We start from the raw sequence: 14,279 nt of genomic DNA on the forward strand, positions 1-14,279 counted from the left end.
ACCCTTATTCATTTGCTGTTTGCAGTAATTCAATCACTTCTTCTGGTGACTTAGCTGCAATCAATTTTTGAACATTTTCAATTTCTGAACAAAAAATAGCAATAGACGACAACAAGTCTAAATGTTCATTGCCTTTGCCTGCAATACCAAATAAAACAAAGACTTTGTTTTCATCACTGGTTTCACTAAAATCGATCCCATATGGGAAAGTAGCTACCGAAATAGCGGTTTTGTAGATATCTTTTTTTGAACTGTCTGTCCCATGAGGAATAGCGATAAAATTTCCCATGTAAGTAGATACAGTCTTTTCTCTTTCCAACATGCTTTCAATATACTCTTTATTTACTGCTCCGCTTTTAACCAATAAATTCCCTACTAAACGAATAGCTTCTTCTTTATTTTTGGCTGTTGCTCCTAATTCAATCAATTCGTTTGTCAATTCTGCCATTTCCATTCACTCCTCTATTTTAATGAGTCTTTCTTAGTACATAGGCTTTAAATTCCTTTTCGATTTTCTTCCGAACTTCTTCTTCCTCACCTTTATCAAATAAAGCTGTAGTACTGTCATTTTCAATTACCATACTACTAACCAAGCCTAACAATTCACGTTCAACTACATTTAACGGGTAAGGTGCTACCATTATCAATAATCTTTTCAAACACATCTCTTTCCTGTCAATTCCTATGATAGGTATCTCTCGTTCTAATTCATAGATGCCAAAATAACTGGAAGCCACAGCCGTATTCCTCACATGAAACAATCCCATTTGAGTCCCCGGTATTCCTACCGGAGCCATATTTACTCGTTCGATTAACTTTTGTTGCACATTTTCTGCTTCTGTTAAAATGCCAATATCTTGTAGTTGACGACAAATCCATAAAAGTGTTTTTTCTAGAGGCCGATTTTCAACAACAGTCTCAATTGAGAAATAATTTAAAATACTTAAGGCTGTTTTAGATAAATGATGTATTTCTTTTAATGTTTTTTCTTTAGGTACCTTGTCATTACTCACTTGATTTATTTCTTTTAGTGAATCGGTTAATGTATATTGTTTTTTTTGCTCAATACGTTCATCTATTAATTCTTTAATTTTAACTAACTCTTCACTCAAAAGCATTGGAGTAATCAAATGGTAATGTACCGAAAATTGTGGTAAGAAAATAGTTGAAAAAATAAAGTCGAAATCAGTTAACTGGTAGTCGTTCACCTCAGAAAGAGAAACAATCGTTATTTCTTTCAACTCATTAAAATGTTTAGTCAATCGGTTTTCTAATATCCTCGAAGTTCCGATTCCACTGGAGCAAATAACCATTGCTTTTAGACCATATATTTTCTTATCATTTTCCCAAGAAGAAGCAAAGTGAATAACGAGATAAATATAATCATTTTCTGAAAAACGTTTATTTGGAAAACCACTGGCTAGCCCCTTTAAAACCCCTTTATAAATTTCAGGATACCGTTCCCGAATTGTTGCGTACAAACTGTCTTCTACTTGAAGAACTGATGTATTTGTACGATTCAGTAAAGATTCCATATGTGACAACAAACCAGAAAAAAGTGTATGATCTTTGCTAAATTCCCAATGAACTTCTGTTTCAACTAGTTGAATAAATTCTTTAACTTGATAAGTGAGTTCTATATTATAGTCCGCTGAAAATAAATCTTGTTTTTGGAAAAAACGCACACCATTTACAGCTTTTTTCAAAAATTTTCGCTCTAATATTGAAAATTGCAACCCTGATTCTTGAGAAATCTCTTTAGTCACATAATCTGTTATCTCTTTAGTCAGAACAGAATTTTCTTTTTCTTCAAAATGAACATCGTTTAGTTGATTCTCTTCTGATAAACGCATACTAATCAATGTTAAAATAACGATAAATTGCATTAGTCCACTATTTGATATATCTTCAAAAAAGTGTTGTTTCATTCGAAAGGTAACTTGAGTGGCTAATTTAAAATAACGATACGTTAGTAGTGATAAAAAAGGCATTCTAGATTTCTTTACTTTCTCAAAATATTCTTCATCATATTCGTTTTGAAAAAAATTAAGAAGCTCGTATTCATTCAATTTGCTAGTAATAATACCGCTAACTATCAGCCGTAAAGATTCTTCATCACTTTTGATAGTAACAGACTTTCCTTTTCCGCGTTGTAAAGTCATTTGAAACTCTTCGATAATTTCAGAAATTTTGGTTAAATCATTGGTAATGGTTCCTAGACTGACATTAAAATCTTGTGCCAATCCTACTAATTTAACGTTGTCTTTTGTCAGCAACAACTGACAAATCAGATAACTTTGACGATCTTTCGAATCAAAGATCAGATCTGTATTTAATAAGTCTTTTTTCAATCGCTTTAATTGTTCACTTTCACCACTTAGATAAAAACCTGTGCCTAACTTTTTTTTAAGAGCAATTTTATAAAGAGACAACGTATCTTCAGCTATAGCAAGTTCGCGATAAATGGTTCGACTGCTCACTTCCATTTCTCTAGCCAAAACCTCCAAAGAAATTCCTGTTTTATTCAGTAAAAGCAATTCTAATAGTTGCTTTTCTTTGATTGAAAAATACACTTCTTTCCCTCGTTCCTACACTCTTTTTTTCTTGCTCTGCCATTATAGCATCAAGTATGAAGCAAACTTTCAATAACTTGATCGTATTTAGGACTACTTAAGAAGTTATCTACTGTTTCATGCACTCCGTTTGGTGTTTTTTGTTTTGCTCTGGCATTTAATTCTATTTGCGTAATAATTAACGTTCCTTCTTCATCTTCTAAATCACTGATTGCTGCATTCGTAATCGGTATTTCCAACCCAGCTTTTTTTGCTTTATTTCTTAAAATTGAGGCACCCATGGCACTGGACCCCATTCCTGCATCACAAGCAAATATAATTCGTTTAACATTTGTTGAACGAATTGTTTGTTCAACGTTTTTCGATTCAGTTAGGGGACTGACAGTCGTTTGATTTAAAACTGTACCTTTTGATTCAGCTTTCATATCTTGCATTTTGACTACATTACTTTCAAAGTCTTCATTTTCGGAATGATCTGCTTTTAAAATAAGCATGGCAACAATAAATGACGCTATAATTGACGCTAAAACACCTGCTAAAATTTGCAAGTATTCTCCTTTAGGTGTCATCGCAATAACGGAAAGAATAGAACCAGGAGATGCAGTAGCAACTAATCCGGTATCAAATAGTGTGAACGTTAAGGTTCCAGCTACACCACCAGCCATGACTGCCAAAATCATTAAAGGCTTCATCAATACATAAGGAAAGTACAATTCATGTATGCCTCCAATAAATTGGATGATTGCAGCACCAGGTGCAGAAGCTTTGGCCGTTCCTTTACCAAATAACATATAAGCTAATAAAACACCAAAACCAGGCCCAGGGTTTCCAGATAGAATAAATAAGATTGATTTTCCTGTTTCCGCCGCCTGTTCAACCCCCAGTGGTCCTAAAATTCCGTGATTAATTGCATTATTTAAAAATATAACTTTACCAGGTTCAGTAAAAAGATTCACTAATGGTAATAAATTTGCATCAATCATGAATTCAATACCATTTCCTAAAAAAACCATTATATTTGAAACAACTGGCCCAATGCCTAAAAATCCTATAACAGCTAATAGAAAACCAATGATTCCACTAGAAAAATTATTGACTAACATTTCGAAACCAGCTTTTATCTTAGATTGAAAGATATCGTCAAATTTTTTAATAGCCCAGCCTCCGAACGGGCCCATAATCATTGCACCAATAAACATAGGTACATCTGTTCCAACGATAACACCGATTGAAGCAACTGCTCCTACCACTCCTCCACGGTGCCCAGAAATCATTTTCCCACCAGAATATCCAATTAACAATGGCAACAAATAAGTAATCATTGGTGTTACTAATTCAGCAAGCTTTTCATTTGGCAAATAACCATTAGGAATAAACAATGCGGTTACTATACCCCAAGCTATAAAGGCACCTATATTCGGGATAACCATGTTACTTAAAAAAGTCCCTACTTTTTGTGCACCAACTTTAATATTCTTTTTTTCTTTTATTCTTACTTTACTATTTACAGCTTCCATTTTCATTTCCCCCTTTTATTCCTTTGTTTCTTAATAGCATTATCTTACAAGTGTTTGTTTCCGCTTTCAACATTTGTTGAATACAAACTTGTCAAAAGGAGATTGACAAGTTTTTTTCCTATTTTGAATACTATTGAATTAAAAAGAATTCCTATCTCAAAATCTGAAATAGGAATTCTTTTTGATTCGTTTATTTCTTTGTGACCTCATGGCCGCCGAATTCATTTCTAAGTGCGGCAACAACTTTTCCAGTAAATGTATCTTCTTCTAAAGAACGATACCGCATCATTAAAGATAGTGCTATTACAGGCGTAGGAACTTTTGCATCCAAAGCTGCTTCTACTGTCCATTTCCCTTCACCTGAAGATTGCATAATTCCTTTTATCTCATCAAGGTGAGCGTCTTTTTGGAAGGCACTTTCTGCCAGTTCCATTAACCAGCTTCTGATAACTGATCCATTATTCCAGACTTTTGACACATCTGCCAAATCATAGTCAAATTCACTTTTTTCGACCACTTCAAAACCTTCAGCCATGGCTTGCATCATGCCATATTCTATCCCGTTGTGTATCATTTTCAAATAATGACCGCTACCGGATTTTCCAGTATACAGATACCCGTCTTCTACACAGATTCCTTTTAATATTGGTTCAATTACTGCAAATGCTTCTGAGTTTCCGCCAACCATTAAACAAGCACCTGCATTTGCACCGCTCGTACCACCCGATGTTCCCATGTCTAAGAAATGAATCCCTTTTGTTGCAGCTACTTCTGCATGTCGCATAGAATCTTTGTAGTGTGAGTTTCCTCCATCAATGATGATATCATTTGCTCCTAATAACTCATTGACTTCACTTAAAACATTTTCTAATGGATCTCCCGCTGGAACCATAATCCAAATAATTTTAGTTTCTTTAAGGCTAGCAACTAGTTCTTTCAACTCATTCACCGTTTCGATTCCGTTTGCATCCGCTTGTTTTCTAGCTGTTTCAAAGCTGTCATATCCTATAACATGATGTCCGTTCTCTTGTAAGTTCAAGGCTAAATTATATCCCATTTTTCCTAAACCAACTAATCCAATTTCCAATTTTCCCACTCCTTATGTATTTATAACTTCAGTATATGAAATATTTTTTCTTTTTGCAACTATTTAAAAAAATATTTTTCTTTATAGAATATATGGTATACTGAAATAAACTCTTTTAAGCAGGTGGAAAATATGAAGACTCAAAATATCAACTTGAAAATCAAATCTATTTATAGAGACTTAAGCAGCAAAGAAAAAATGATTGCAGATTTTATTCTTTTACATCCCGAAGAAGTTATGCATGGGACTATCAGTAATATTTCAGATACCATCCAAGTCGCAGATGCTACTTTTTTTCGTTTTTGTAAGCGCTTAGGATATAATGGTTTTCAAGATTTCAAAATTGCTTTAGCTTCAGAAAAAGTAAATAGCTCTCTATCTATTCATGAAAATATTTCTAAAGAAGACAACGAACTACTGATGGCTCAAAAAGTTTTCGACTCCAATATCAAGTCATTAAACGATACAAAAAAATTATTGGATGAACAAGAGTTGATCAAAGCGGTCCAGTTCTTGACTGGTGCTCAAACGGTCGGTTTCTTTGGCGTTGGCGGCTCTAGCATCATTGCAATGGATGCTTACCATAAATTTTTACGCACCCCATTAAATTCTACGTATATGCAAGACTCTCACATACAAATGATGCAGGCTTCTCGCTTAACTGAAAATGATTGCGCTATTATTATTTCTCATTCTGGTATCACCAAAGATACTATTCAATTAGCTGAAATCATTAAAGAAAAAAAAGCAAAAATAATCATCATTACAAGCTATTCACTTTCTCCTTTAGCAAAGTTTGCAGATGCATTGTTGTTATCAACAGCTGAAGAAACGGACTACCGATCTGAGGCCTTAACGTCTCGCATCACACAACTAAGTTTGATTGATGCTTTATTTGTCAGTGTTATGTTCAAAACAGGTGATTTTGCAACCCATTCACTTGAAGAAGTCCGAAAAGTAATTTCTCAGACTAAATTGTGATTGCCCTTTTTCAAACCCTTTCTTTTGCTTACAATTCTTATGTCTTCTATAATAAAGATGAATCAAGCAAAAGAAATCTTAGGGAGGAATAGAATATTATGAAATTTGTAAAAGGAAGTTACCTCACGTTAGAAGAAGCAAGAACAGCTGTTGATGAAGTTGTGGCTGAAGGCTATGATAGAACATTGATCACACTTGTCACCAACAGAGAAACTGCTGATATTTTGCCTACTGATTTAAATGTTGGTGTTTCAACAGAGCATTCTGAAAAGCATGGACAAGATGACGAGTCTTTCATGGATAAAGTGAAACATATCTTTTCTGCCGATGATAATGAAGATGTCAATTCAACTGACGAAGGATACGAAGCTGATGAATCAGTTTTACGCGATTTTAAAGATGACATAACTAACGGTTCCATTGTTGTTCTAGTAGATGATTTTGGTGTTGAACCTGGTGCAAAAGACTTTGACAACAGCACCCCATCAGGAAAAATGGAAACCAACGCTACTCCTCTTCCTTCTGATACTTTGGATACAACAGATACACTAGACACAATAGATAAAACTGATCCCATTAACAGACAATAAAACAGTATAGACTATCAAAATTCACTATTCAGAATAAATAAAAAAGAGCATCAATATGGAAATTTCCCTATTGGTGTTCTTTGTTAATTATTAATCCCACTAAAATTAATATGATGAAACACATATTATACTACCATTTATAAAGAGGAATAAGCATGGATTTAGGCATTTCAGGAAAAATCGCATTAGTTACTGGAGCAGATTCGGGTATTGGTTGGGAGACCGCACGTGTTCTTTTAGAAGAAGGAGCTACAGTCGTCCTTACCGATAAAAACCCAGAAAAATTAACTCAAGCTGCTGAAAAAATAGGCTATAAAGATAAAGTCTTTCACTATCCAGCAGATATTACCAGTATAAATGATTTGAAAATGATTCATCAAAAAATTGCTAAAGAAGTCGGAAAAATCGATATTTTAGTTCAGTCCGCAGGCATTACCGGTGCACAAGGACTTTTTCACGAATTAGATGATGCAGGATGGACAAATACAATCGAAGTAGATTTGCTTGGTCCTGTTCGTTTGGTAAACGAATTTTTACCTGATTTAAGAACAGGTGGCTGGGGCAGAATCGTCTTTATCGCTTCTGAAGATGCTGTACAACCTTATGATGACGAGATCCCTTATTGTTGTGCAAAGGCCGGTATTCTTGCATTGTCAAAAGTACTTTCGAGAACCTATGCCCTTGAAGGATTGCTAGTCAATTCCGTCTCACCTGCCTTTATTGAAACACCAATGACGGATGCGATGATGGAAAAAAGAGCTGAAGAATTGAACGTTTCAAAAGAGGAAGCTATCCAATCATTTTTAGATAAAAAAAGGCCTTATCTTGAATTGAAACGCCGTGGTCAAGCAGAAGAGGTAGCTGCAGTAATTGCTTTTCTTTGCTCAGATAAAGCTTCTTTTGTGAATGGTTCGAATTACCGCGTAGATGCAGGTTCCGTTGCGACAATTTAATAACCAAAAGGGAGTGCGATATAATGACAGATTATATGAACGAAAAATTAAATCCTCAAGTTATGGCTAGCAATTATGATTATCTGATTATCGGCGGAGGAATGGCTGCAGATACGGCTGCTAGAGGTATTCGTGAACAAGATTCATTTGGCAGCATCGGCATTCTTTCTGCTGATAGCGATGAACCTTATACACGTCCGGCTTTAACTAAAAAATTATGGACGGACAGTACCTTTACAGAAGATCAAGTCGCTCTCAATACGACAAAAGAAACGAAAAATACTACACTTAAATTAAAAACGACTGTAACAGCTATCGAGCGAGAAGATCATAGAGTCTTGTTGGAAGATGGCACATCTATCGGGTATAAAAAATTGCTGCTCGTTACCGGCGGAGAACCAAAAAGAATTGACGGCCCAGAAGACGAAAAAGTAATTGCCTTTAGAGAATGGTCTGATTATAGACGCTTACGTAATTTTTCAGGAAACAACCAACATGTCGTTATTGTAGGTGGCGGTTATATTGGCGCAGAATTAGCTGCTGGACTGGTTCAAAACAACACTAAAGTTACCCTTATTTATCCAGATAAAATTTTAGGTAGCAGCCAATTCCCTAGTGAACTTGCTAAAGAATATGAAGCATCTTTCCGAGAAGCTGGCGTAGAACTTTTAAACGGCAGGCGTGCAGAGTCTTATACAAAAGAGGATGAAAAATTCACTCTTCTTCTAGACGATGGGTCTACAGTAGAAGGGGATGCAATTGTTATCGGCTTAGGAGTATCGCCTCGTATTTCATTAGCTGAACAAAGCGGTCTTAAAATAGAAGATGGTGTATATGTTGATGAATACTTACGTACAAAAGATCCCGATATTTGGGCTGCTGGTGATATTGCCTTTTATCCGGATAAAATTTTAGGCAGAACACGGATAGAACATGTGGATCATGCCAGAAAATCTGGTAAAGCAGCAGGTAAAGCAATGGCTGGATCAGGTGAGGCTTATACGTATACTCCCTACTTTTATTCTGTCGTCTTTTCTATTTCATGGAAGGCGATGGGTACATTAGATTCTTCATTAACTACACTCATCGATGATGTAGATGGCGGAAAAGTTGTTTACTATTTAGATGATAATCTTCCAGTAGGTATTTTAACTTGGAATATCGAGCCAGATTTAGATACTCTTCGATCTATCCTAAGTGATCCTCCGATTGACCCTCAAACATTAAGAGGCATGATTCGTTCTAACTAAAATTAATGGGTTAGTCACCTAGAATAGCCTCACCTTCCAGCTGTCTTAGCGCAGTTTAGTAGGTGAGGCTATTTTTATTACCTTTAACTATTCTCAACCACACGTTGAAATTTCCTGTGTAGCTCTTCCATCACAACGAACCGTGCTTCGCGGATTACTTCTTTTCCTTCAACAAATAACAATAAAGCTGGAACAGTGAATACGGTGAATTGGCTGGCAACCTCAGGAATATCATCTGCACTAACTTGTATTGGCTTAATAGCTGGAAATTCTGTTAACATTTCTTGGACTTGAGGTTGAATAACATGACAGATACCACAATTTTCTTTTGAAATATAAACAAAAGTAAGCTTGTTTTCTTTTATATAGCGTAATACTTGATCTATGGACGTTGCTTGAGGAAATGTATTCATTGTTCATTCTTCTTTCTATTAGTTAATTACCTATTATTTTTCTGGTTTATTTTAGTTCAAACGTATACTTTCCAAGCCGATCTTTCATGAAAGAACTAGAACTACTTCTTCTAGCTTCTCCATGTTACTCTTTGCTTCAGTTGAAGTATTTCTTTTAATTTAGCAGGATGGGGCCTTTCAGTCAAACTAGAAGATTAACATAATTCTTTATATAAAGGTTTACAGTATTTATTCCTATTATATTATTGAAAAATCATTACCTATTACAAGTAATCTTAATTGATAACGGATATATTGATAAACAAACGTGGCGATCTTTGCTAGAACTGATGCTAGATTCAATATTATTCATATAGAAAGCAATAATCTTTCTGTTGCTAGAAATAGTGATTTTTCGTATATAGTCCACCTCTTCATTATCACTATTATCTAAGCCGTCATTTAATAAACAACAAAAAAAACCGTGTAACGATTACTAGTTTACACGGGTTTTTGGATTTTTCTTATGAGTATTGTTTTAACAAGTCATCAAATTCAGTAATAACTGCTTCCTGATAAGCGCCAGTATATGTTTTACCTGTGAAGTGTTTAACTCCTTCTTTTGAAAGACGTTTCCATGAAAATGTTTCTTTACCGAATAAAATTGGGTAGTATAAAACACCATTTTTAAGAGCAGCATTTAAATCTCCTGGAGCATCTCCTACCATTAAAATTTCATCTTCAGCGTAGCCATATGCTTTTAATTCATTGATACAAGCAGCTTTTGTTCCAGCTTCTTGTCCATAAACAACATCAACATGTGGCAATAAAAGATGTCTTTCCCACTCGCTATACAAAGCTTCACTGTTTGCAGAACTTACAATCGCAATATCCGCTACTTCATGCAATTCATTTAAAACTTCTAACACATTAGGAAATGGCGCATCTTTTCCAGCTAACTCTTCAATTCCAGAATTTACTTTTTGACTCCAATTTAAAGCTTTCTTAAGATCTTCAACTGGATTTTTTGCGACTTCTTTTTCTAAAGATTTGTTTGACAGTTCTTTAGTTGTTTCTGCCCAGTTTACTAGATTAGAAATATCGCCTACTTCTTCTCCATTTGAAACAGCTTCTTGTAATCCTAAAACCAATCCTTTAAAGCGATTGATTCCGCGAGTTGTTGAATACAAATTGATACGATTCCAGATTCCTAAGAATTCATCGCGATTTTTGATCCCAAAAACTTCCGAAGCTAGTGGTCCAAAATACTTTTCATGTTTGATATTCATTGTATCCATTGCGCACCCATCTGAATCAACGCAAATTAAAAACTGTTTTTTCTTAGTAAATGTACTTTTTCCCATAATTAAACTCCTCATTTTATAATGTGAAAATCTTTACAGCAAGGAAGGGACACTAGAATATAACTATTCTTATGTCCCTCTCTCAGTTTGAATTGTAATCGTTTTATTGCTTTAATTATACACCTGAATAAGCGTGGAATCCACCATCAATTGGTAAAACAACACCATTAACAAAACTTGAAGCTTTTTCGTCAGCTAAAAATAACAATCCGCCAATCAATTCTTCAGGTTCACCAAAACGGTTCATTGGTGTGCTTGATAAGATTTTGTGTGTACGAGCAGTTGGAGTTCCATCTTCATTGAACAATAATGCTTGGTTTTGTTTACTTACTAAGAATCCTGGAGCAATAGCATTTACACGGATACCAACATGTGAGAAGTATACTGCTAACCATTCTGTAAAGTTACTGATTGCTGCTTTAGCGCCTGAGTATGCAGGAATTTTTGTTAAAGGAGTATAAGCATTCATACTTGAAACGTTAATGATATTAGCTCCTTCTTTTCCAAGCATATCTTTAGCAAATACTTGAGTTGGAAGTAATGTTCCAAGGTAGTTAAGATTGAATACAAATTCGATTCCAGATTTGTCTAATTCGAAGAATGATTTAACGCCTTCCATTCCTTCCATTTCGTGGAATTCATTTTCTGTAGATGCTTTAGGACTATTTCCACCAGCTCCATTAACTAGAATATCTGCAACACCGAAGTCTGCAACAACTGCATCGTGTGCTTCTTGTAAGCTTTCTAATTCTAAAACGTTTGCTTTGTATCCTTTAGCTTCTCCTCCAGCAGCAACGATTTCATCAGCGTATTTTTGAGCTGCTTCAACATTTAAATCTAATAATGCTACTTTTGCCCCAGCTCGAGCTAATTCTTTAGCGAAGAAAGAACATAGTACTCCACCAGCTCCTGTTACTACTGCTACTTTACCTGTTAAGTCATGTGTGAATGGTGATGTCATTTTTATTTCCTCCTTTTATTTATTATCTAATAGCTTTTATTTATTATCTAATAGCTTTTATTTATTTTGCGTCAGCTTTAGCTTTTTGAGCTGCTTCATATAAACCATTAAGGTAAGTTGCACCTAACGCACGGTCGAACAAACCGTATCCTGGTTTACCCGTTTCGCCCCAAATCATACGTCCGTGGTCTGGACGGATAGCACCTTTAAAGTCGTGGTCGCTTAACGCTTTAACCACACGGTACATGTCAATTGAACCCATTTCAGATAAGTGAGCTGATTCTTGGAATGATTTTCCGCCCATCAATTTAACATTACGTGCGTGAACAAAGTTAACTCGATTTTTTTCTAACATACTTTCTAAGATTGCTACTGCGTCATTCTTAGGATCTGATGCAAATGAACCTACACATAACGTAACGCCGTTATATTCGCTGTCATACAATTTAATGAAGCGCTCCAATGCAGCTTGTCCAGTAATGATACGTGGTAAGCCAAAGATGCTGTATGGAGGATCATCCGGGTGAATAGCCATCTTAACGCCTGCAGCTTCAGCTGTTGGCATAATTGCTTTGATGAAGTACTCTAAGTTTTCCCAAAGTTTTTCATCATCGATTGATTTGTACTCATCCATTAAGTTGTTCATTTCTTCAGAACTGTAACTTTCATCCCAACCTGGTAAAGAAAGTGTACGAGGATCCATTTTGTTTACTTGCTCTTCATCAAAGATTAAGGCATTTGAACCATCTGGAAGTGGGAAAGCTAAATCAGAACGAGTCCAGTCAAAAACAGGCATGAAGTTGTAACATACAACTGGAATTCCAGCTTCTCCTAAATTGGTTAACGTTGTTTTATAGTTTTCAATGTATTTATCGCGTGTTGGTTTTCCTGTTTTAATGTCTTCATGAACAGGCACACTTTCAATAACAGAAAGTTCTAATCCTTTTGCTTCAATGGAAGATTTTAATGCTTTAATTTTTTCTAAAGGCCATACTTCTCCAACTGGAATATCGTAAATAGCTGAAACAATTCCTTTCATTCCTGGAATCTGGCGGATATATTCTAGTGAAATCGGATCTGATTCACCGTACCATCTAAATGTCATTTCCATTATAATTAATCTCCTCTATGTTTAATTTTTTTTATTTTGCTTTATTAAAGTAGCGCATAGCATTGTTGTAGCAGACATTTTCAATAAGCTTTTTCAAAAGTTCTTGATCATTAGGGAATTTGCCATTTTCAACACGTTCTCCAATGAAGTTGCATAAGATACGACGGAAGTATTCATGACGTGGATAAGAAACAAAACTACGTGAGTCTGTTAACATTCCAACAAAATGCATCAACAAACCATGGTCTGCCAAAGCTTCCATTTGGCGCAACATACCTTGTTCGGTATCATTGAACCACCAACCGGAACCAAATTGGATTTTGCCCTTGATTCCTTCATTATTAGATTGGAAGTTTGCAACTGCACTGGCGACCACATCATTGTATATTGGGTTCAAGTTGTAGATAATCGTTTTAGGTAATTTGTCTTCTTTATCTAATGCATTTAAAATGTTATTCAACGCATAAGCGACATCTGTCTGGTCATTGATTGAATCAAAACCAGCATCTGCTCCTACTAAGTCAAACATACGAGAGTTATTGTTACGAATCGCTCCGAAATGAAGCTGCATAACCCATCCTCTTGCATGGTACATTTTTCCTAAATCAGATAATAAACGTGTTTGGTATTTGGCGTTTTCTTCAGCTGTTATTTCTTTTTGAGCTAAGGCTTTCAAGAAAATCGCTTCAATTTCATCATCCGTTGACTCGGCATAGAAAAGTTTGCCTAAACCATGGTCAGAAACAATTGCCCCACGTTCATTAAAGTAATCAACTCGATTTTCAATTTCTTTTATTAATTCTTTATACGTTGTTACATCTTTAGTTGAAGCATCTTGTAATTTTTTAATGAAATTTGTGAATTTTTCTTCGCCAACTGCAAAAGCTTCATCTGGTCGAAACGATGGAGCAACTTCAACAGTGAAATTTTCATCTTCGCGGATAGCGTCATGAAATTCCAAAGAATCCGTGGGGTTATCTGTTGTTCCAATGAAAGTAACGTTTGAATTATTAATTAATGTTCTTGCTGTTAAGCCTTTTTCTAGGATAGCTTTATTAGCTTGATCATAAATAGATTTCCAATTTTTTGAATTTAATAATTCATCAATAGCGAAATACCGTTTTAATTCAAGGTGCGTCCAGTGATACAATGGATTCCCAACAACAGATTCCACTGTTTGTGCCCAAGCTTCAAATTTTTCCTCTGAGCTAGCATTACCCGTTATTTTTTCTTCCGGAATTCCGTGAGCACGCATTGCGCGCCATTTGTAATGATCTCCTGCTAACCATAATTCAGTTACATTGTTAAACTTATGATCTTCAGCAATTTGTTGAGGATCTAAGTGACAATGGTAATCGAAAATAGGCAATGATTCAGCAAAATCATGATACAACTGTTTAGCTGTTTTGTTTTGTAACATAAAATCTTTATTTATAAATGTCATTACTGTACCCCTTCCAATAATCAGCTTTGCTTAATTCATTTAAGATAAACAGAATT

General features: G+C 35.2%; 13 protein-coding genes. 4 read left to right on the plus strand and 9 right to left on the minus strand.

From position 1 onward, the window contains the following. Positions 1-4 precede the first annotated feature (4 nt). From CAT7_RS05470 to gnd, 4 genes are all read right to left on the minus strand, one after another. The gene (locus CAT7_RS05470) at positions 5-448 is read right to left on the minus strand and encodes a PTS sugar transporter subunit IIA (RefSeq protein WP_007722939.1); all 444 of its coding nucleotides are present in this window, start codon (positions 446-448) and stop codon (positions 5-7) included. Positions 449-467: 19 nt separating this feature from the next. Then, the gene (locus tag CAT7_RS05475; RefSeq protein ID WP_007722941.1) at positions 468-2,573 is read right to left on the minus strand and encodes a BglG family transcription antiterminator; all 2,106 of its coding nucleotides are present in this window, start codon (positions 2,571-2,573) and stop codon (positions 468-470) included. 50 nt (positions 2,574-2,623) lie between these two features. After that, entirely contained in the window at positions 2,624-4,090 is a 1,467-nt protein-coding gene (locus tag CAT7_RS05480; protein ID WP_007722943.1) for a PTS mannitol transporter subunit IICB, read from the minus strand. Between the two features lie 190 nt (positions 4,091-4,280). Continuing rightward, on the minus strand, positions 4,281-5,177 hold the full coding sequence (gene gnd, locus CAT7_RS05485; RefSeq protein WP_007722945.1) for a phosphogluconate dehydrogenase (NAD(+)-dependent, decarboxylating): 897 nt from the start codon (positions 5,175-5,177) through the stop codon (positions 4,281-4,283). A gap of 132 nt (positions 5,178-5,309) precedes the next feature. Between gnd and CAT7_RS05490 the strand changes: the two genes are divergently transcribed. From CAT7_RS05490 to CAT7_RS05505, 4 genes are all read left to right on the plus strand, one after another. Continuing rightward, on the plus strand, positions 5,310-6,158 hold the full coding sequence (locus CAT7_RS05490) for a MurR/RpiR family transcriptional regulator (protein WP_007722947.1): 849 nt from the start codon (positions 5,310-5,312) through the stop codon (positions 6,156-6,158). Between the two features lie 98 nt (positions 6,159-6,256). Beyond that, positions 6,257-6,748, plus strand: a complete 492-nt coding sequence (locus tag CAT7_RS05495; RefSeq protein ID WP_007722949.1) for a general stress protein — start codon at positions 6,257-6,259, stop codon at positions 6,746-6,748. Between the two features lie 155 nt (positions 6,749-6,903). After that, positions 6,904-7,701 carry an SDR family NAD(P)-dependent oxidoreductase gene (locus CAT7_RS05500; RefSeq protein WP_007722950.1) on the plus strand — a complete coding sequence of 266 codons (798 nt, stop codon included), beginning with the start codon at positions 6,904-6,906 and terminating at the stop codon, positions 7,699-7,701. Between the two features lie 23 nt (positions 7,702-7,724). Beyond that, on the plus strand, positions 7,725-8,951 hold the full coding sequence (locus tag CAT7_RS05505; protein ID WP_007722952.1) for an NAD(P)/FAD-dependent oxidoreductase: 1,227 nt from the start codon (positions 7,725-7,727) through the stop codon (positions 8,949-8,951). An 83-nt stretch (positions 8,952-9,034) separates the two neighbouring features. On the opposite strand, the gene CAT7_RS05510 is transcribed toward CAT7_RS05505, so the two are convergent. From CAT7_RS05510 to uxaC, 5 genes are all read right to left on the minus strand, one after another. After that, positions 9,035-9,364: a thioredoxin family protein gene (locus CAT7_RS05510; RefSeq protein ID WP_007722954.1), complete on the minus strand. Its 330-nt coding sequence runs from the start codon at positions 9,362-9,364 to the stop codon at positions 9,035-9,037. A gap of 503 nt (positions 9,365-9,867) precedes the next feature. Continuing rightward, a complete protein-coding gene (locus CAT7_RS05515; RefSeq protein WP_007722956.1) occupies positions 9,868-10,707 on the minus strand; it encodes an HAD family hydrolase in 840 nt (279 codons plus the stop codon). A gap of 115 nt (positions 10,708-10,822) precedes the next feature. After that, positions 10,823-11,668 carry an SDR family oxidoreductase gene (locus CAT7_RS05520; protein ID WP_007722958.1) on the minus strand — a complete coding sequence of 282 codons (846 nt, stop codon included), beginning with the start codon at positions 11,666-11,668 and terminating at the stop codon, positions 10,823-10,825. Between the two features lie 61 nt (positions 11,669-11,729). Continuing rightward, positions 11,730-12,779 carry a mannonate dehydratase gene (gene uxuA, locus CAT7_RS05525; RefSeq protein ID WP_007722960.1) on the minus strand — a complete coding sequence of 350 codons (1,050 nt, stop codon included), beginning with the start codon at positions 12,777-12,779 and terminating at the stop codon, positions 11,730-11,732. A gap of 31 nt (positions 12,780-12,810) precedes the next feature. Next, positions 12,811-14,223: a glucuronate isomerase gene (uxaC, locus tag CAT7_RS05530; RefSeq protein ID WP_007722962.1), complete on the minus strand. Its 1,413-nt coding sequence runs from the start codon at positions 14,221-14,223 to the stop codon at positions 12,811-12,813. Positions 14,224-14,279: the final 56 nt, after the last annotated feature.

It is taken from the genome of Carnobacterium sp. AT7 (assembly GCF_000171855.1).
GTDB classification, from domain to species: domain Bacteria; phylum Bacillota; class Bacilli; order Lactobacillales; family Carnobacteriaceae; genus Carnobacterium_B; species Carnobacterium_B jeotgali.